The organism is Pseudomonas weihenstephanensis (genome assembly GCF_001043055.1).
In the GTDB taxonomy this organism is placed as follows: domain Bacteria; phylum Pseudomonadota; class Gammaproteobacteria; order Pseudomonadales; family Pseudomonadaceae; genus Aquipseudomonas; species Aquipseudomonas weihenstephanensis.
In genome coordinates this window covers 54,619-74,477 of record NZ_JYLF01000005.1, presented here as the reverse complement: position 1 = coordinate 74,477, position 19,859 = coordinate 54,619, and the positions used below count along the sequence as shown (strand labels likewise).

Genomic DNA, 19,859 nt, shown 5'->3' with positions numbered 1-19,859 from the left:
ATAAGACTCATGACTCTGCCTTGGGTTGCATCATGCGTACGTTGGCAATGTTCATCGCATCTTTTTGCAACAGATCCGTGGCGCCTGTCGCATCAGTGATGCCTTCAATAATCTCGCCATTGCCCAATGTGATTTTGTAGGGCACGTTGGCCATCGCGGTGGCGCCATCAATTTGTTTGAGCATGAAGCGCCGCTGGGTGTCCCCTACTTTGAACGCTGGCAACTCGGCTTCCAGGCTAGTGCCACCGATATGACTGTGTTTGGCTGCCTTTACCGTGAAATTACCCGGCATGCCCAATTCGATATTGCCGCCTTTGAGGGTGATGTATGCACCTCCGCACATGAGGGTGATGTGCTCTTTAGCCGATACCAGTACATGCTGGTTGCTCGCGGTGACTTCCACACTTTGGTCCGCCTCCAGCCGAATATTGTTTTTTTGCGCCTGCAACAGTAGCAGGCCCTGATGGGTGATGTGGCGCATCACACCACTTTGCGCAAATAACCCCACATCGGTGCCTGCGTTAACCACAAACTTTTGTCCTGAAGTGAGCTGCTGATTTTCCATGGCCACGCTATCGATGTGCTCGCCCGCAGCCACGGTAATGCTGCCAGGTGATGTGACTGCAACACCGGCTTGACCACTCAGCGCTATTGCGGGGTTGCCGCCATTGGGCTTGTCCGGTTCGTTGTTGGCGCCATGGCCCAAATCGCGCACTGCTTCACTGAGTGTTTTTTGCGGATCGGTGTCATGGTCGATACCTTGGTTATCGACGGCATAGTCTCCCAAGCCCTTGGCCAGTTGCAGTGCCGCTTCGAGTACTTGCACCACGGTGCCACGGTCAAGATGGCCACCACCAGCCTCCAGTTGCGCCTCCGTACTGAGCAGCAAACCCCTGGCCGCCCGTAGCGCACCTTTCTCATCCGTGCGCAGTTCAAAACCTTCACCCCGAGGGGCGCCCCCCTCGGGCCGTGGATGGGTCAAGTAGCCCAAGTGCAAAGCGGTGCTGCCATGGTCGCTCATCAACGCTGCACTGATCTCTTTAGTGGTGTCGTCAATGCGAAGCTCATTGGCCCGCCCACCTTTGTATTCTTTACTTTTGATGGTACTGAGGGTTTTGAGGTTCGGTAGCGGGTACGGCGGCATGTTTGTCGCGCGGTAAGTGCGACCGGTGATGATCGGCTGATCGCAATCGCCATCCAGGTAATCAACGATGACTTCCTGGCCAATTCGCGGGATCGCCATATGGCCCCACTCTGCCCCGGCCCAGTTCTGCGCTACGCGAATCCAGCAGGAGCTGAAGTCATTGTCTTTGCCTTCACGGTCCCACGGGAATTGAACCTTTACCCGGCCATATTCATCGGTGTAGATCTCTTCACCGTCAGGTCCCACCACGCTGGCTATTTGCGGGCCCTCAACTCGCGGTCTGGGCAATGGTGATGATCGCCATTCCACTGACTCCGGAATGATCTGGGCAGTGAAGTCATAACTTACGCCCATGTCAGCATCTGCGGATTCTTCTTCCTGACTGGCGTGTTGTATCCCACGGTGGGTAATGCGCACTGAGCGCCACCACTGGTTGAAATCCTCGCGTGGATGGCCGCGTAGCTGAAATGAAAACCCCGGAATCAAGCGTGGATCATCGCCTTGCACCACGGCCACTTGAACATCGTGACGGTAACCGCGCAGGCGGTCCTGGGTGAACGGTTTACCGGCGGTGCTGGCTTTGTAACGGCCCGGGTATTCGTAGCGTTCATAGGGCAAGGATTGACGCTGCATGTCTTCGCCTACCGCATGCTGTTGCAAGTCGAATGCAGGACGTTTAAACGTGTAGTCGCGCTCGGTGTGCTCAACCGTGCGCACGTTTTCGGTGTAGCTGAAAGCGTACAACACAGGTTGGGTGGCATCAGCCGCCGGTTGCGAGGTGTAAAGCACCGGCCCGCCCGCAATGCGCTCCTGCACATACAATTTGTCGCCTTGAATCAGGGTGTGGGCGCTGTCGTTGTGTTTGAAAAAGTAGAACAGCCCCTCTTCGGATGAAAGGCGATCAAAGAAGTAGAGGTCGGTGTCACCCGCCTGAACGCAATATTCACGCGGTAAATGCTCAGTATTGATGCGTGTTTCATATTCAAGAATGCCGTGTTCACTCAGCACCGATTTAATGATCTCGGGAACATTTTTTTGCTGATAGATGCGCCAGTCGCTATTCAAACCCAACCGCGCAAGCTGTGGCTCAACCACCAAGCTGTAGCGCGTGCGGCGAAAGCCGGTTTTGCCTTGAGTGAAGCTTGAAACCAGGCCGTGAACGTAACGTACCGCCGTGGAGCCAGCCCACAGTGTGAGCAACGCGGGCTGATCCAGTATCTGGGCAAACTCTATGGCGGGGTTATCACTGGCCAGTTGCAGAGTCAGGCGAAAAGGCTCGCTGATAGCCTCCTCCAACGTGAACTCTACTACCTCGAATTGCGCCCGACTGGTCAGTACGCTGAAGGTGAACTTCAAATCCCTTTGACGCATTTAACTGTTCCTTAGTCAAAAGAGTGGGCATTTGCGACGGGTAAAAACGCTGGAAGGTGAGCAGCCCCGGACAGTTGACTGTCCGGGGCTTTAACGCGCTCGCGCAGCCTTAGCCCGCGACCGGAGTACGCCAATCATCCGAACCGGATGTACCGGACACTTCGTGGGTCCAGGTGATTTTGCGGTAGGTGAATTCCACGTCTTCCAGGTGCGTGAAGTGCGAATTCGACGGGTCCTGGCAGTTGTGCATGTAGTCCTTGATGTCGACGATGATCGCGTCTTCAAGTTTGGTGGTGAAGTAGTGCTCTTGGGTACCGGCAGCCGAGGTGCGGAACCACTGGATTTCGATCTCGGTCAGGCGCTCGCCAGAGGTCAGCGCAGCCAGCAGCAGCGGCGAGGACTTGTCGAAGACCTTGGTGATTTTTACCGGTTTGTGAACGCGTTGGCCGGTCGGTTGGCCGGATTGCGGGTCACGAGGAATGATCACTTCGTGGCTGAAGCCCTGAACCATGACCTGGTCTTCATGACCTTCCTGATAGGTATTGCCCACTGAGTCCGCGGTAAACGCACCGGCAGTGATCAGACCCTGTTTGGTGCCCGTGATGGACATATACGCTGGCGTCGCCATGGATGCTCTCCTTGCTGAAAAAAAGGACTTGAAAGGCCCAAATGCCGTTCAAGTGCCGATAGAGACAGTCAAGGTTCATGCCAAAGCTAATAAAAACCATGCTAATCAATGAGATAACAGGTTTAAGTCAATCGGAACGATGATTTCCACGTAAGAAACATCGACAAAGTGCGCAAGAAGTTGCGCAGTGCTGCGCAACTTCTTGCGCACTCCTCTACAGCTCACGTCTTATGAGCGCTGTGGTGATGTATGCACAGGGTTATCCACATTCGAGTGCGCAACTTCTTGCGCATCATGGCTATATGCTACTTTTCGCAACCACCTCGTTATATCTCACACCTGACGTCAGTATCGCTGATACGAAAGAGAGCCCTTTTACAGGATCACCCTTTCGATTTTCGGGGCTTTAATTGGGCGTTTTGAGTTCAATGAACCGGCGGGAAATCGACTCAAGCAAATCCTTGTCGGTGACCGGATCCAGCCCTGAATAAGGACGCCCATTGTAGTCGCCCACATAGCTCAGAACAGACAAAAGCTCCCCCTTTTCACGATAGATCTTACGTATCAACAGGCACTCCTGATCCTTCTCATTGGGGTTGCGCAGGGCGTAATGAACGGCTAAAGCCGCCCCAAACTCAAGGGATGGAGTGGGTATCCCGTGTTTGCGGGCCAGATCAATGCTGCGAAAGATGCGTTCGTGACGTTGCAACTTGCGCAGTGGGTCTCGTGCTACGCGGGCACAGGGATCTTTGAAGGAGGTGGCACAGCGCTTGAGGAAAACCTGCGAGAAATCTTCAACAGCATCAGCCGCTTCCGGGTTTTGCGCGATTAATGCCGGACCGACCTCTTCGCGGATAAGTCGATGGGCCAGCGCGCTGACCCGTGTATCGCCCATCCCCTGCCCCAGCCAGGTATGCCCCAGCAGGCTGGCGTACCAGGCGATCACGGCATGCGGGCCATTCCACAGCAAATTCTTGATCACTTGGGTCTGGGTAATGTCTGCAACTGTCTTGACCTGGCGCAGACGCTCAAGCAAATGGCCGCAGCGTTCGGCGTACAGCGGCATGTCCGGTTCGCTATTGAACAGGATCAGATGCAACTGGCTAAGCGCCTGACTGGATTGGGCATATGGCCGGAAGCGGCTGATCAGCCGCTCATAGTCAGGCACTCGTTTTTTCGAGGCTGTGGCCGGTGTGCGGCTCTCTTCACTCAAGGTGTTTTCGAACATTTTCGACTTGATCCGTAACTGTCGCAGCAACGCGTCGGTGGACAGTTTGGACACGATGCGACTGACCACGGTTTCTGCAAAATACGTGTTGTCGAGGATGCGCTGACACAGTTGCGGCGAGGCCAGGCGGCGTAAATGCGCTTCAACTTGCTCGCGCACGAATGCAGCGCCGCCGACCTTGTTCAAGACAATCAATAGGGTGAGTACCCGGCTTCTGCGTTCGAAACGACGAATCAAGCCCTGGGCTATCACGCCCGCTTGCTTGCGGATCGCAGACTCGGGAAGGCTCAGGCCAACGATTTCGGCCACGTCGTACATGCGAATGACGGCTTGCTCGTCATCCATGTCGATCATGTTCATGTTTTCGATGGTTTGATCAAACGAGGTGGCGCCGTAGCGCACGCTGTAGCGACCGAACGCCTGGATGGTTTCGCGCAGCATCGGCGAGCGGGTCGCAGCAATGATTTCGCAAGGCCGGGTGTAACCATCCCAGTGCGAGAAAATTTGCGCCAGGTAACCACCCCCCATCGCTCCGAAACCGTGGATGCCGACGCTGAACTGGTTGAGGGCCTGTGGAAACGGCTCGGTCAATTCAGGCACACCCAAGTGAGGCATGCAGTCGCTCAAGTCCGCCAAAAATTCGCTCATGCTGGTATAGGCCTGCAACGCACCCGCTTTGACTTCTGGCGCCGGGGACTTTATGTCTTCGATCAGAATGGGTTGCCCGTTCGCGCGGATCGCTGACAGCAACCCGTTTTCAGAGTCTTCAAGCATCAGGCAGTGTTCGGGCAGGCAGTTCAGCGCGCTGGCCGCGTTGAGGAAGATTTCGGGATGCGGCTTGCCTTGCTCCACTTCATCACCACACACCGTGATGTCGAAGTACTTGAGCACGTTGGCGTTGATCAAATACTCCTCGGCAATCGCGCGTCGGCTGGAGGTGGCCACGGCCATGGTCAGGCCACAGCGGCGCAGACGCTCTAGCACGTCGAGCAAGCCGTCTTTGATGGGCACGCCATGATTGCGCACATGCGCCAGCTCAAGCTCGTCTGCCCGTTGCCTGACTTGGGCGTAGGGAAAGTCTTCGCCGTGATTGGCTTTGGCCAGCGCTTCAGCGCGTTTGGCACTTAAACCCAGTGAGCCGATCAGGGTTTCATCACTCAGCGGGCTGCCGAAAATCTCCATCGCCGCTTGCTTCAAGGTCTTGAAGCGTAAACGCTCGGTGTCAAACATCGTGCCGTCCATATCGAAGATGGCGCTAAGGATGCGTTTGCCCTGGAAATAGATCATTGGGGGTGTAACTCCTTGTACTGCTCGCGCCAGTGGAAATGTTTGGCAGGCGCGTGGAAAGAGGATCGTCGCTGCACGCCGTGCACGGAATTTAGCCGTCCACCGGGTTCAGATCAGGCAATGAGGGTCAGATGAAGTGCCGAGAGGCAGCAGCGTTCAGTCGGTGTCAGGCGGGGGGACGTAGCAATGGCGCCAGTCGGCGCAGTTCCCTGAGAAACAGGGACGAAGATAAGGTAAGGCCATGAAGATCAGGAGTCGGGAAATGTACCCTGTAGCTGCGAATGCGCAGTGCTTGATGTGAGGCCCACAATTCGCAATCAGGGGTGCGGATCGTGAGCCGGATTGGCGATGGATACGTGTGCTTCCGTCCATAAGGTATGTTATTTCCTGTGTCCAAATAGGTCTCCTTTTTAGCTATAACGCATTAAAAGCGTCTAAATCAAGGTTCGCGGCAAAGAGCATGGCCACTAGCCGGTCTGCTGCGCGGGCAATGAGGACTTAATAAATAGCCCCGGTTTCAGGCTCAAGTGCTTGATCAGGGGGGCGATGCATCCTGTTGGGTCTTCCATTTACGGCGCGTGGCCCATACCGGTGAATTCAATCAATTTGATCCCCGGGATCATCTTCGCCGCCTGCATGGCTAATTTAATGGTTTGAGTACATTGCTGGCGGGCCCCGACAATCTCGCCACTGTGCCGGACTGCACCGCTGATGCGCTGACCGCCTTAGGCGGTGCGTGCGCGTAAGATCCCCGCTACCCGGCGTTTGAAGTGCATATGGCGTGGCGCGGAGCTCAAGACAACGATCCGGGGGCACGTTGGTTACGCTCCCGTATTCAGATGTTTTGGGCGATCCGGTTGGTTTGTCATGTCGAACGAAAATGGTGGGCACTTTTGACAGGTAAGCACTCGCAGGACAGACAGCTAAACGGAGCAGGAATAGCGTGTGCGAACGGGGGGCGAGATACGCCGCGGATATTAATCCTGACGTTTTGCCCGTGAGGGTCATGTCACCGTGATTAGCCATAACGTCCACTCTATGTCGGTGAGTGGGAAACCCTAATGACAAGAGGTTCTGGGATGCTGTAGGGCCTTTCTGAATGTTTCTGCGCAAGTTCTGATTGTTCGCAGCAAACGATAAAGATTAATTGATAGCCCCCTAACAAAAAGCGCAGGCTAGAGCGCTTGCTCAGGGTTTATATCATTCTGGATGATAGTGACCTTCGCTGGGTTCGATTCGTGCGCCAGCATGCGCGCCAGCATTATCCGCCCCATCTCAATAGATTGGCGGACTCCCCTCTCATGGAACAGTCACTTAAACATTTGCGCTTCCCGCTCGCGGCCTTGGCCATCGTGGTGATGAGCGCATGCGGCAAAACTCCACAAGCGACTGCTCCAGCGCCTGCTGCAAAAGTCAGTGTGGCCAAAGTACTTGAACAGCCGGTCAATGAATGGGATGAGTTCACCGGGCGCCTTGAGGCCCCCGAAACTGTCGAGATTCGCCCGCGCGTGTCCGGGCAGATTGATCAGGTTGCTTTCACCGAAGGTGCTTTGGTGAAGAAAGGCGACCTGTTGTTCCAGATTGATCCGCGCCCGTTCCAGGCCCAAGTGCGTCGTCTTGAAGCTCAAGTGCAGCAGGCGCGCGCCAATGCCACCCGCAGTCAGAACGAAGCACAGCGCGGTGAGCGCTTGCGTGAAAGCAATGCCATTTCGGCCGAGTTGGCCGAGTCGCGCACTACGGCTTCTGCGCAAGCCCGTGCCGGGGTTGCCGCGATTCAGGCGGAGCTGGACCTGGCCAAGCTCAACTTGAGTTTTACCCGTGTGACTTCCCCGATCAGCGGCCGCGTCAGCCGTGCTGAAATCACTGCCGGTAACATCGTGACGGCCGACGTCTCGCCACTGACCAGCGTGGTGTCCACTGACAAGGTCTACGCCTATTTCGATGCCGACGAGCGCGTCTTCCTCAAGTACACGCAACTGGCCCGTCAAGGCCAGCGCGGCCAGACCACGCCGGTGTACTTGGGGCTGTCGAACGAAGGCGGTCATCCACACCTGGGGCAAATGAACTTCGTCGACAACCAGGTCAATCCGAAAACCGGCACCATTCGCGGCCGCGCGGTGTTCGATAACGCTGATGGCAGCTTCACGCCGGGGCTGTATGCACGGCTGAAACTGGTGGGCAGCGGTACCTACTCTGCCGTCTTGATCAATGACGAAGCGGTGGGCACCGATTTGGGCAAAAAGTTCGTGCTGGTGATGGATGCTGACAATAAGTCGACCTACCGCGCGGTGGATCTGGGCCCAAAAATCGAGGGTCTGCGCATTGTTCGTAACGGTCTGAACAAAGACGACACGATCATCGTCAAGGGCTTGCAGAAAGTGCGCCCCGGCTCGCCGGTGACACCTGAAGTCATCCCGATGGCCAACGAACAGACCCTCGCCGCACTGGCACAACAACGACAAGCCCTGGAAGCCAGCAACCTGCCGCCAATCAAGCCCGCCACTGGCGCTTCGAAACTGGCCAGTGTCGCGACTCCTCGTGGTTAAGGGACGATAACTTCGATGAATTTTTCCCAGTTCTTCATTCAGCGGCCCATTTTCGCGGCCGTACTTTCATTGTTGATCTTGATTGCGGGTGGCATTTCGCTGTTCCAATTGCCGATCAGCGAATACCCGGAAGTGGTACCGCCGACCGTGGTGGTGCGTGCCAACTTCCCCGGCGCCAACCCGAAAGTGATTGGCGATACCGTTGCCGCGCCGCTGGAACAAGCGATAACCGGCGTTGAAAACATGTTGTACATGTCTTCACAGTCCACCGCTGACGGTAAGATCACCCTGACCATCACCTTTGCGCTGGGCACTGACCTGGACAACGCTCAGGTGCAAGTGCAAAACCGTGTGACGCGCACGCAGCCCAAGCTGCCTGAGGAAGTCACGCGCATCGGCATTACCGTGGACAAGGCCTCGCCCGACCTGACGATGGTTGTGCACTTGACCTCTCCGGACCAGCGTTACGACATGCTGTACCTGTCTAACTACGCCATCCTCAACATCAAGGATGAGTTGGCACGGTTGAACGGGATCGGCGATGTGCAGATGTTCGGCATGGGCGACTACTCATTGCGGGTCTGGCTTGATCCGAACAAAACCGCTTCACGCAACCTGACCGCTACCGATGTGGTCACGGCCATTCGTGAGCAAAATCGTCAGGTTGCTGCCGGTGCCCTGGGCACCCCGCCAGCGCCGAATGCCACCAGCTTCCAGCTGTCGGTCAACACCCAGGGCCGTTTGGTCACTGAAGAAGAGTTTGAGAACATCATCATCCGCTCGGGTGACGATGGGCAGATCACGCGTTTGAAGGACATTGCACGGGTTGAGCTGGGCTCCAGTCAGTACGCCTTGCGTTCGTTGCTGAATAACCAACCGGCAGTGGCGATACCGATCTTCCAGCGTCCTGGTTCCAATGCGATCCAGATTTCCGATGACGTTCGCGCAAAAATGACCGAACTCAAGCAGAACTTCCCGCAAGGGATGGACTTCGACATCGTGTATGACCCGACCGTTTTCGTTCGTGGTTCGATCGAAGCCGTGGTGCATACCCTGTTTGAAGCCCTGATTCTGGTGGTACTGGTCGTTATCCTGTTTTTGCAAACCTGGCGCGCCTCGATCATTCCGCTAGTGGCCGTGCCAGTGTCGTTGATCGGTACGTTTGCCGTAATGCACATGTTCGGCTTCTCGCTCAACGCACTGTCGCTGTTCGGTCTGGTACTGGCCATTGGGATCGTGGTCGACGATGCGATTGTGGTGGTGGAGAACGTCGAGCGAAATATCGCGCTGGGACTCAACCCCGTAGATGCCACCAAGCGGGCGATGCGTGAAGTGACCGGCCCGATCATTGCCACGGCACTGGTGCTGTGTGCGGTGTTTATTCCGGCCGCCTTTATCTCGGGTCTGACCGGGCAGTTTTATAAGCAGTTCGCCCTGACCATTGCTATTTCCACGGTCATCTCGGCCTTCAACTCGCTGACGTTGTCCCCTGCACTGGCAGCGGTATTGCTGAAAGGCCATCACGCGCCGAAAGACCGTTTTACCCGTGTGCTGGATCGTCTGTTCGGTGGCTGGCTGTTCGGCCCGTTCAACCGTTTCTTCGTCAAGGCCAGTAACGGTTATGTCGGCACTGTGCGCCGTGTGATTCGTGGCAGCGGTATCGCCATGTTGCTGTACGCAGGCTTGATGGTGCTGACGTGGGCCGGTTTTGCCCATACGCCAACCGGCTTCGTACCACCGCAAGACAAGCAATACCTGGTGGCCTTCGCCCAATTGCCAGACGCCGCGAGCCTGGATCGTACTGAAGCCGTTATCAAGCGCATGTCCGAAATTGCGCTTAAACAACCGGGGGTTGCCAACTCGGTGGCCTTCCCTGGTCTGTCGATTAACGGTTTTACCAACAGCCCGAACAGCGGCATCGTGTTCACCCCGCTCAAGCCGTTTGATGAGCGCAAGGACCCAAGCCAGTCGGCTGCCGCCATTGCAGCCTCCTTGAACGCCCAGTTCGCGGACATTCAGGACGCTTACATCGCGATTTTCCCGCCACCTCCGGTACAAGGTCTGGGCACTATTGGCGGGTTCCGCCTGCAAATCGAAGACCGCGGCAATCTGGGTTATGACGAACTGTACAAAGAAGTACAGAACGTGATTGCCAAGAGCCATAACGTGCCAGAGCTGGCCGGGTTGTTCACCAGCTACCAAGTCAACGTGCCACAAGTTGATGCTGCGATTGATCGGGAAAAAGCCAAGACCCACGGCGTGGCCATCAACGACATCTTTGACACATTGCAGATCTATCTGGGTTCGCTGTATGCCAACGATTTCAACCGTTTCGGGCGCACTTATCAGGTCAACGTTCAAGCTGAGCAGCAGTTCCGCCTGGAGCCTGAGCAGATTGGCCAACTGAAAGTGCGCAACAACAAAGGCGAAATGATCCCGCTGGCAACCTTCATCAAGGTCAGCGACACCGCAGGCCCCGACCGCGTGATGCACTACAACGGCTTCGTCACTGCCGAAATCAATGGCGGCGCGGCACCGGGCTACAGCTCCGGGCAAGCAGAAGCGGCCATGGAGAAACTGCTCAAAGAAGAACTGCCTAACGGCATGACCTATGAGTGGACTGAACTGACGTATCAGCAAATCCTGTCGGGTAATACCGCACTGTTTGTGTTCCCGCTCTGCGTGCTGCTGGCGTTCCTGGTGCTGGCTGCGCAATACGAGAGCTGGAGCCTGCCACTGGCGGTCATCCTGATTGTGCCGATGACGCTGCTGTCGGCGATTACCGGGGTGATTATTTCGGGCGGTGACAACAACATCTTCACTCAGATCGGCTTGATCGTACTGGTGGGGTTGGCGTGCAAGAACGCGATTTTGATCGTCGAGTTCGCCAAGGACAAACAGGAAGAAGGCCTCGACCCGCTGGCGGCGGTGCTCGAAGCCTGCCGCCTGCGTCTGCGGCCGATCCTGATGACCTCGTGCGCGTTCATTATGGGCGTGGTGCCTCTGGTGCTCTCTAGCGGTGCGGGTGCTGAAATGCGTCACGCAATGGGTGTTGCGGTGTTCTCCGGCATGCTCGGTGTGACCTTCTTCGGCCTGCTGCTGACGCCAGTGTTCTATGTCTTGATTCGCCGTTATGTGGAGCGCAGTGAAGCGCGCAAAGCCGCCAAGCACTTGAAGTTGGAGCCGCAGCAATGAGCGTGAAAGCCTTCCTTCCAAGCCTGTTGGTCCTGGCGTTGAGCGCCTGTGCCGTAGGCCCGGATTACCAAACACCGAAGACTGAGCCGGCGCAGATCAGCGCCGAGACCCTTAAAGGCTTTGACCGTGCGCATTTTGAAGGGATCTGGTGGCAACAGTTCGACGATCCAACCTTGAATGCATTGGTGTCTCAGTCGTTGGCCGGCAACCGTGAACTGCGCGTGGCGTTTGCCCGCTTGCGTGCAGCACGGGCCATTCGTGATGACGTCAGCAACGATGCGATGCCGACCATCACCAGCCGTGCCAGCAGTGACCTGGGCAAGGGGCAAATTCCAGGGCAGACCGAGAAGCGCGTCAACAGTGAGCGCTACGACCTGGGCCTGGACATGGCGTGGGAAATCGATCTGTTCGGGCGTATCCAGCGTCAATTGGAAGCCAGCGACGCTGACGAGCAAGCAGCGGCAGCGGATTTGTATCAGTTGCAAGTGACGATGATTGCTGAGTTGGTCGATGCCTATGGCGAACTGCGCGGCGCTCAATTGCGTGAACGCATTGCCCTGGACAACCTGAAAAACCAGCAGGAATCCAAAGCCATCACCGAAAGCCTGCGCGATGCTGGGGTGGGTGATGAGCTGGACGTGATGCGCGCGGATGCACGTCTGGCCGCCGTTGAAGCCAGCGTGCCGCAATTGCAGGCCGAACAGGCGCGTGAGCGCAACCGCATCGCAACGTTGCTGGGCCAACGGCCAGAGCAACTGAGTGTGGATCTGAGCCCGGCCAAACTGCCTGCCATTGCTAAAGCGTTGAACATCGGCAACCCCGGCGATCTGCTGCAACGTCGTCCGGACATCATGAGCGCTGAACGTAAGTTGGCCGCCGCCACCGCCCGTATCGGCGTAGCCAAGGCGGATCTGTTTCCGCGGGTCAGCCTCAGCGGGTTCCTCGGCTTTGCCGCCGGACGTGGATCGCAAATCGGTTCGGCTGCTGCCAATGCCTGGGCCTTAGGCCCGCGTATCACTTGGCCTGCATTTGATTTGGGCAGCGTGCGCGCCCGCTTGCGCGGTGCGGATGCACAAGCCGATGGCGCCTTGGCCAGCTATGAGCAGCAAGTGTTGTTGGCGCTGGAAGAGTCGCAAAACGCGTTCACTGACTACGGCAAACGTCAGCAACGCTTGGTGTCGCTGATTCGACAAAGCGAGTCCAGTCGCACCGCGGCGGATTTGGCAGCCATTCGTTACCGTGAAGGCACCGTGGACTTTTTGGTGCTGCTCGATGCCCAGCGCGAACGACTGGCGGCCGAAGACAGCCAAGCGCAAGCCGAGGTTGAGTTGTATCGCGGCGTTGTGGCGATCTACAAAGCCTTGGGTGGCGGCTGGCAGGTCGAAACCCTGGCCAGTGCGCGCTAAGTTTCAACTGATTTAACGGCTCCTTTGGTTGGTCGCATCCAACCGTTTAGCCCCGCGTTCATTCGGTCGCGGGGCTTTTTTTTGCGTTCAAATCACTGAAGGTCGGGTATATGGCAGCAGTTGCACCCCCAGATACAGCGCCAGCATGCCGTTCAGGCTCAGCGGATCGACTCCGCTCAACTCGCCAATGCGCTCCATGCGATAGCGCAGGCTGTTGCGATGGATACCCAGCGCGTCGGCACAGGCCTGACTTTGACCGTCGTGCATACACCAACTGCGCAAGGTAGCGATCAATTGGCCGTTACTGTCTTTGGCCACCACCTTGTGCAACGGATTGAGCAACTCTTCCAGCGCGTCGTCATTGCGATGGCGCCACAGCATGACGGGCAATCGATAGCGATCCAGACTCAGCAGCCGTGTGTCAGGTAATACATCGCGACCATAGGCCAGCAAATCCCCGACACGACGGTAGCAACGACGCAGCCCTTTGAGCGCATCGGCCTGGCCTCCAGCGGCAATGCGCAGCACGTTCCAGCCCTGGGTGTCGAGACGCTCCAACAGCCGCATATCATCCAGCGTGGTGGTGGCCGGCCGGCACCACAGTAGCGATGCGTTGGCCGGGCACACGCACCAGCTGTCCGGGTAACGTGACTGCAACCACGAGCCGAGGGCTTCGCCGGTGAGACCTTTGCCCAGCTCAAACAGATACGGAATACGCGACAGTTGGGGTTTGAGACCTAACTGCTGAGCTTCATCGATCAAGCGCGGAGAATCGCCGCCTTCACTCAGCAACAAGGCCACCAAATCGTCGCAACGCTGGCGTCGCCATTGCTGCTCGGCCTGCTGATGACGCTGGCCCACCAGCATCTCGGCAGTCATGCGCACCAGTTGGGCGTAGGTGCGCAATAGCTCGGGTTCACCGGTCAGGCCGAGCACACCGATCAGGCGTTGATCGAGCAGCAAGGGCAGGTTAATGCCCGGCTGCACACCCTTGAGGCACTTGGCGGTGTGCGCATCGATCTCCACCACCCGTCCGTTGGCCAACACTAACTGCGCCCCTTCATGTCGGGTGTTGATACGCTCCGGCTCGCCACTGCCCAGGATCAGCCCCTGGCTGTCCATCACGTTAACGTTGTACGGCAAGATGGCCATCGCGCGATCCACGATGTCCTGCGCCAAATCATGATCCAGTTCAAACATAGGGTGACAATCCTTGGAAACATTTGTTCTTAGGCACAGCCTGAGCGCAAAAATGCTGTGCAATAGCACAAAGACAGCAACGTAAGGGTGACCGAGACTCAAGCAGCGACCAACGTTAACCTCGGATCGCAAAAAAACATAATAAAGAGAGACAAGAGATGTCACAGAGCGCCCCCGCTTCGCTGACCGGCGATGACGATAAAAACGCCATCTACAAGCGCATCACCCTGCGTTTGATCCCCTTCATTTTCATCTGCTATCTGTTCAATTACCTCGACCGGGTAAACGTTGGCTTTGCCAAATTACAGATGCTCGACGCGCTGAAATTCAGCGAAACCGTGTACGGCCTGGGTGCCGGGATCTTTTTCATCGGCTACGTGCTGTGCGGCGTACCCAGCAATCTGGCGTTGACCAAGTTTGGCCCGCAACGCTGGATCGCCGTGATGATGGTCAGTTGGGGGCTGCTGTCCACCTGCCTGATGTTTGTCACCACGCCAACCCAGTTCTACACCCTGCGCCTGTTTACAGGTGCAGCTGAAGCCGGTTTCTTCCCCGGTGTGGTGCTGTATCTGTCGCAATGGTTCCCGACATTCCGTCGTGGCCGGATCATGGCACTGTTCATGTCGGCCATCCCGGTGTCGGGCCTGGTGGGCGGGCCTTTCTCGGGCTGGATCCTCAGCCACTTCGCGGCGGGCCAGGGTGGGCTTGCCGGCTGGCAGTGGATGTTCCTGTTGCAAGGTATTCCAACTGTAATCCTCGGTGGCTTGGCGATCTTTCTGCTCAATGACAGTTTCGCCAACGCCAAATGGCTCACACCTCATGAGCGCGAAGTGCTCCAAGCCGATCATCGGCTGGACGCCGCGAACAAACCGCCTACCACCAGCGACTCACTGCTCGCGGTGTTCAAGAACCCCGCGATCTGGGCGTTTGGCCTGATCTACTTCTGCATTCAGAGCGGCGTGTACGCGATTAACTTTTGGCTGCCCTCGATCATCAAAAATTTGGGGTTCAGCGACACGTTGGTGATTGGGTGGTTGAGTGCCATCCCCTACCTGCTCGCCGCAGTGTTCATGCTGCTGGTGGGGCGTTCGGCCGACTTGCGCAAAGAACGCCGCTGGCACTTGGTGGTGCCGATGTTGATGGGCGCACTGGGGCTGATCATCGCCGTCAACTTTGCCACCCAACCGGCAATCGCCATTTTGGGGCTGACCATTGCCACAATGGGCGCCCTCACCGGCCTGCCGATGTTTTGGCCGGTGCCGACCGCCATGCTCAGTGCCGGTGCAGCGGCCGGGGGCTTGGCCCTGATCAACTCGATGGGGCAAATGGCCGGGTTCTTGAGCCCGTACCTGGTGGGGTTTGTGAAAGACACCACGGGTTCGACCGACGTCGCGCTCTATTTGCTGGCCGCCGTGATTGTGGGCGGCAGTGTGTTGGCGCTGCGCATGACGCGGGGGATGAACAACGCGTAATTGACTGGGCCATACGCACTTAAAAACGCTAGCCGTTGACGAGTAATGCAAGGCTACGTCCGGCGGCGTAGCCGTCAAAGCCCATCCGAGGCGGTGTCTGACTGACACCCCGGTTATCGGGTTTACGAGCGCTTCGCCATCGCAGGTCGCCTTCGGCAACGGCTATGCCACCCCGGACCATTTTTTTATGCATTTGCCCTAAGGGCTTCAGGGCCTCAAGCTACGCGCCTCTAACAATCAAAATGCGCGTGTAACGAGGCTGTTGTGTCCAAAGGTATTGTTCTATCGGTTCTGGCATCGAGCCTGTTCGGTGTCATGTATTACTTCACATCCCTGCTCTATCCCTTGAGTGGTGCTGAAATTTTCGGTTGGCGGATGCTCCTTACCTTGCCGTGCATGAGCGTATTCATGTTTTGCTCCGGGGACTGGCGGCTGGTTCCGGCGATAGTTTCCCGTCTGCGCCAACAACCCATGCTCTGGGGCGGCCTGATAGCCTCCAGTGCGTTGGTGGGTGTGCAATTGTGGCTGTTCCTGTGGGCACCATTAAATGGCCACAGCCTCGACGTGTCGCTGGGCTACTTCCTGTTACCGCTGACCATGATCCTCACCGGCCGTTTGGTGTATGGCGAACGCTTGTCGCGTTTGCAAAAGATCGCTGCCGCACTGGCTACCCTGGGCGTGGCCAACGAGGTCTATCGTGTGGGCGGTTTCTCGTGGACCACGCTATTGGTTGCGATTGGATACCCGCTCTACTTCGTGCTGCGCAAACGTATAGGCACCGATAACCTCGGCGGCCTCTGGTTGGACATGCTGTTGTTGATGCCTGTGGCGTTCTTGTTCGTGCAGGGGGGTGAGCATGGCTTTGATGTCGCCAGTCAGCGCTCTGCGCTGTATACGCTTATCCCGCTGCTGGGGGTGATCAGCGCACTGGCCTTGATCAGCTACATCATGGCCAGCCGCATGCTGGCATTCAGCCTGTTCGGGTTGCTCAGTTACGTCGAACCGGTGCTGTTGGTCTGTGTCGCCTTGCTGCTGGGTGAGAGCATCAATTCGGGTCAGTGGCTAACGTATCTGCCGATATGGCTGGCGGTGCTGGTGCTGATTTTTGAAGGGTTCAAGCATTTGGTGCGTCAGAGAAAATCAGTCTAGGAAGGTGCGTACTGGGCCTGAGCATGACCGTTAATCTTTTTTTTTGAAAACACGAACGCTCGTTTAAAACGTCTTTGGCCCAGTATTTGCTTGGAAGTTACGCGCATTACCTGTTTGGCTAGGTTTAAAAGCCAACTTATTGGTTTAAAAGAGATTTGCCAATGATGTTCCACAGCCTCAAGCTACGTGCCCACTCACACGAGTAACGCTGTAGATCCATTGAGGTTGTTGTGTCTAAAGGTATTGTTTTATCGATTTTGGCGTCGTGCCTGTTCGGCGTCCTGTACTACTTCACGTCTGTGCTCTGGCCGCTCAACGGTCAAGAAATCTTCGGCTGGCGCATCCTGATTTCGCTGCCCTTCATGACACTGTTTATCTGCCTCAGCGGCGACTGGAAATGGGTGCCGCTCATATTTCAGCGCTTGCGCGCCCAACCGGCTCTGATCCCTTGCGTCGCCGTCACCAGCTTTCTGGTGGGCCTACAGCTGTGGATGTTTATGTGGGGGCCTTTGAATGGCCACGGGCTGGATGTGTCGCTGGGTTATTTCTTGCTACCACTGACCATGATTCTCACTGGACGCATCGTGTATGGCGAACGCCTCTCGCGCCTGCAAAAAATCGCCACCGCCCTGGCCGTGGTCGGGGTTGCCAACGAGTTGTACCGTACCGGTGGTTTTTCATGGACCACGCTGGTGGTCGCCATCGGCTACCCGATGTATTTCGTGCTGCGCAAGAAAATCGGCATCGACAACTTGGGCGGGTTGTGGCTGGACATGCTGTTGATGGTGCCGGTTGCGCTATGGTTTGTACTTGCCGGCGAGCATGTCGATCTCGATGCGCAGCGCCCGCTGTTGTTCGCGCTCGTTCCGCTGATGGGTATTATCAGTGCCGCCGCAGGTTTTGCTTACATCTTGGCCAGCCGCTTGCTGCCGTTTAGCCTGTTCGGCCTGCTCAGTTACGTCGAACCGGTGTTACTGGTGGCCGTCGCCCTGTTGCTGGGCGACAGCCTGGAAGAAGGGCAATGGCTGACCTACGGACCGATCTGGCTGGCCGTCGGGGTGCTGGTGCTCGAAGGCCTCAAGCATGTGAGCCGCCAGCGCCGCTCTCTCTAAGTCAGGCAGGCAGCCACAGTCTAAAGCGCGCCCCACCCAGGGGGGATTGCTCAAGCTTTAACGTACCGCCCTGGGCTTCCAGGGCGCGTCGACTGATGGCCAATCCAAGTCCAAAGCCCCCCGTTGCGCGGTCCCGGCTGCGATCCAGGCGGTAGAACGGTTCAAAAACCCGCTCGCGATCCACCTCGGCAATGCCAATACCGTCGTCGTCCACCCATAACTCACAGCCTTGGGGTGTGACATTGACCCCTACTTGAATGCGGTGATCGCAATAGCGCATGGCATTGCGCAGCAGATTTTGCAGCGCGCGCGCTGTCAGCCGGGGATCAAGGGCAAATCGGGCCTGAGTCCCTTGCATCAACACGTCCAGCACAATGTCCGGGGTTTCGAGCGCTTCATCGAAACTGCCAAGAATGCTGTCAATGAACTCGTCCAGCGACACATCGACACGTTCCGGCACCAACGTCGGGTTTTTCAGGCGACTGAAGGACAGCAGCTCCAGCACCAGCTCATCCAGCTCGCGTATGTGGCCAACCAGCACCAGCAGGCGGTCGCGGCTGGCAGGCGGCAGGTCATCGCACAGCACCAGCGCCAGGCCGAAATCGAGCCGGGTCAGGGGCGTTCTCAGTTCGTGAGACACCGCATTGAGCAGGTCGCGCTGCTGGTTGAGCAGGCTTTCGATGTCTTGCGCCATGGTGTCAAAAGCGCTGGCCAGTGCATGAACATTGGAACGTGGCGAGATGTGGGTGCGCGCGCTCAAGTGGCCCTGGCCAATCTGTGCGGCCGTGCGCTTGAGCCGCTCAAGGTCACGCCAGTGCGGACGCAACCACAGCAACAGACAGGCGAGCAAGGCTGCGCCGATCAAAACGTTGATGCTCCAATACAACACGTTCATGTCGAACGGGTCGGGGGGCATCACCAGCTCAATCGCTTGTTGTCGGTTCAGGGGGGAAACCACTAATGTGCGCCAGCCCCACTCGCCGATGCGCAGCACACCTTGGCCTTGCTCCAGTTGATGGCGCTCCCGGGCGTTGAATTTAGGGTCGTTGATCGACAGTAAATTGACCCGCAACGGGGAGAATTTCGTGTCCAGCTCGCGGGCCAGTGTTGGCCACTGTTCAGCGGGTAACGGGTGGAACTGTTTGACCAGAAGGGTTTGCATGCCACGGGACATGTCGACGTTGTAATGCATGAAACGCTCGTGAAACACCGTCACGATCAGCTCCGGCACCAGATAAATGGCTGCGCCGAAGGTCACCATCGTGACCAGATAAAGCCGTAGCAGAACCTTGAACATCGCTCAGCATTCCCACTCGGAACGGCTGAACAAATACCCTTTGCCCCACACTGTTTTGATTTTGCGGGCTTCGCCCGCGCAATCGTCGAGCTTGCGCCTCAATTTGGAGATGGCCACATCAACGGAGCGGTCTGTGCCATTGAATTCAATACCGCGTAAACGCTGAAGAATCTGATCGCGGCTGAGCACTTCTCCGGCATGCCTTGCCAGCACCACGAGCAAGTTGTACTCCCCGCTGGACAACTCGATGTCCTGGCCTCGCCAGCATACGGTGCGCTCAGAAAGGTCGATGCACAGGTTGCCAATCAGGATTCGGTCATTGGCCATTTGTGGCTCAATCAGGCTGCTGCGGCGCAATAAAGTGCGTACTCGCGCCAGTAGCACACGCGGCTCGCAAGGTTTTGTCACATAATCGTCGGCACCCATCTCTAGCCCTAGCACCTGATCATGACTATCGTCGCGGGCCGTCAACATCAGGATCGGCAGACTGGCCGAGTCGTTGCGCAACAAACGGCACACTTGCAAGCCATCAAGGCCCGGCAACATCAAGTCAAGAATAACCAGGTCTGGCGGGTTACTTTTGGCTCGATCACGTACCTGATCGCCACGAGCAATCACGCTGACTTCATAGCCATTACGCTCCAGGTAGCTGGCAATCAGCTCCGAGAGCGCAGCGTCGTCTTCGACCAGCAAAATAGTGGGCATAATAAATGCTTACAACTTGGGGAAACCCAAAGGATATACAACCTCACATGAATAGGAGCATAACCTTCACACTTTTTCACACACCTCCTACACAGCTTCACAACGCCTCTTGCGTGCTG

General features: G+C 57.0%; 12 protein-coding genes and 1 pseudogene. 7 read left to right on the top strand and 6 right to left on the bottom strand.

Features of this window, described 5'->3' with window-relative positions:
- Nucleotides 1-7: 7 nt before the first annotated feature.
- The 3 genes from TU86_RS13505 to mtlD form a co-directional block, all read right to left on the bottom strand.
- On the bottom strand, nt 8-2,515 hold the full coding sequence (locus TU86_RS13505) for a type VI secretion system Vgr family protein (RefSeq protein ID WP_048364826.1): 2,508 nt from the start codon (nt 2,513-2,515) through the stop codon (nt 8-10).
- A gap of 109 nt (nt 2,516-2,624) precedes the next feature.
- Nucleotides 2,625-3,143: an Hcp family type VI secretion system effector gene (locus TU86_RS13500; RefSeq protein ID WP_048364825.1), complete on the bottom strand. Its 519-nt coding sequence runs from the start codon at nt 3,141-3,143 to the stop codon at nt 2,625-2,627.
- A 406-nt stretch (nt 3,144-3,549) separates the two neighbouring features.
- On the bottom strand, nt 3,550-5,658 hold the full coding sequence (gene mtlD / locus TU86_RS13495; RefSeq protein ID WP_048364824.1) for a bifunctional mannitol-1-phosphate dehydrogenase/phosphatase: 2,109 nt from the start codon (nt 5,656-5,658) through the stop codon (nt 3,550-3,552).
- 644 nt (nt 5,659-6,302) lie between these two features.
- Between mtlD and TU86_RS23000 the strand changes: the two are divergent.
- From TU86_RS23000 to TU86_RS13480, 4 genes and pseudogenes are all read left to right on the top strand, one after another.
- Nucleotides 6,303-6,562, top strand: a pseudogene (locus TU86_RS23000) (hypothetical protein); the annotation flags it as partial.
- 397 nt (nt 6,563-6,959) lie between these two features.
- Entirely contained in the window at nt 6,960-8,204 is a 1,245-nt protein-coding gene (mexE, locus tag TU86_RS13490) for a multidrug efflux RND transporter periplasmic adaptor subunit MexE (RefSeq protein ID WP_048364823.1), read from the top strand.
- Nucleotides 8,205-8,219: 15 nt separating this feature from the next.
- Nucleotides 8,220-11,399, top strand: coding sequence for an efflux RND transporter permease subunit (locus TU86_RS13485; RefSeq protein WP_048364822.1), 3,180 nt, complete (start codon nt 8,220-8,222; stop codon nt 11,397-11,399).
- The gene (locus TU86_RS13480) at nt 11,396-12,805 is read left to right on the top strand and encodes an efflux transporter outer membrane subunit (protein ID WP_048364821.1); all 1,410 of its coding nucleotides are present in this window, start codon (nt 11,396-11,398) and stop codon (nt 12,803-12,805) included. Before TU86_RS13485 ends, TU86_RS13480 begins: the two co-directional genes overlap by 4 nt.
- 87 nt (nt 12,806-12,892) lie before the next feature.
- Here TU86_RS13480 and TU86_RS13475 read toward each other — a convergent pair whose 3' ends face one another.
- Entirely contained in the window at nt 12,893-14,005 is a 1,113-nt protein-coding gene (locus TU86_RS13475; RefSeq protein WP_048364820.1) for a sugar diacid recognition domain-containing protein, read from the bottom strand.
- A 158-nt stretch (nt 14,006-14,163) separates the two neighbouring features.
- Here TU86_RS13475 and TU86_RS13470 point away from each other — a divergent pair, with 158 nt between their 5' ends.
- The 3 genes from TU86_RS13470 to rarD (TU86_RS13460) all read left to right on the top strand — a co-directional run bounded on the left by TU86_RS13470 (nt 14,164) and on the right by rarD (TU86_RS13460) (nt 17,738).
- Complete coding sequence (locus TU86_RS13470; RefSeq protein WP_048364819.1) at nt 14,164-15,477, top strand: MFS transporter; 1,314 nt, start codon at nt 14,164-14,166, stop codon at nt 15,475-15,477.
- A gap of 264 nt (nt 15,478-15,741) precedes the next feature.
- A complete protein-coding gene (gene rarD / locus TU86_RS13465; RefSeq protein WP_048364818.1) occupies nt 15,742-16,626 on the top strand; it encodes an EamA family transporter RarD in 885 nt (294 codons plus the stop codon).
- 230 nt (nt 16,627-16,856) lie between these two features.
- Entirely contained in the window at nt 16,857-17,738 is an 882-nt protein-coding gene (gene rarD / locus TU86_RS13460) for an EamA family transporter RarD (RefSeq protein WP_048364817.1), read from the top strand.
- Between the two features lies 1 nt (nt 17,739).
- Here the strand turns inward: rarD (TU86_RS13460) and TU86_RS13455 are convergent, their stop codons facing one another.
- Both TU86_RS13455 and TU86_RS13450 read right to left on the bottom strand, forming a co-directional pair.
- Entirely contained in the window at nt 17,740-19,035 is a 1,296-nt protein-coding gene (locus TU86_RS13455; protein ID WP_048364816.1) for an ATP-binding protein, read from the bottom strand.
- Nucleotides 19,036-19,038: 3 nt separating this feature from the next.
- Nucleotides 19,039-19,740, bottom strand: a complete 702-nt coding sequence (locus TU86_RS13450; protein WP_048364815.1) for a response regulator — start codon at nt 19,738-19,740, stop codon at nt 19,039-19,041.
- Nucleotides 19,741-19,859 lie beyond the last annotated feature (119 nt).

Coding starts and splice junctions, on each gene's coding strand:
- TU86_RS13505 (WP_048364826.1), bottom strand. CDS start 2,515: ATGCGTCAAAGGGATTTGAAGTTCACCTTCAGCGTACTGACCAGTCGG.
- TU86_RS13500 (WP_048364825.1), bottom strand. CDS start 3,143: ATGGCGACGCCAGCGTATATGTCCATCACGGGCACCAAACAGGGTCTG.
- mtlD (WP_048364824.1), bottom strand. CDS start 5,658: ATGATCTATTTCCAGGGCAAACGCATCCTTAGCGCCATCTTCGATATG.
- mexE (WP_048364823.1), top strand. CDS start 6,960: ATGGAACAGTCACTTAAACATTTGCGCTTCCCGCTCGCGGCCTTGGCC.
- TU86_RS13485 (WP_048364822.1), top strand. CDS start 8,220: ATGAATTTTTCCCAGTTCTTCATTCAGCGGCCCATTTTCGCGGCCGTA.
- TU86_RS13480 (WP_048364821.1), top strand. CDS start 11,396: ATGAGCGTGAAAGCCTTCCTTCCAAGCCTGTTGGTCCTGGCGTTGAGC.
- TU86_RS13475 (WP_048364820.1), bottom strand. CDS start 14,005: ATGTTTGAACTGGATCATGATTTGGCGCAGGACATCGTGGATCGCGCG.
- TU86_RS13470 (WP_048364819.1), top strand. CDS start 14,164: ATGTCACAGAGCGCCCCCGCTTCGCTGACCGGCGATGACGATAAAAAC.
- TU86_RS13455 (WP_048364816.1), bottom strand. CDS start 19,035: ATGTTCAAGGTTCTGCTACGGCTTTATCTGGTCACGATGGTGACCTTC.
- TU86_RS13450 (WP_048364815.1), bottom strand. CDS start 19,740: ATGCCCACTATTTTGCTGGTCGAAGACGACGCTGCGCTCTCGGAGCTG.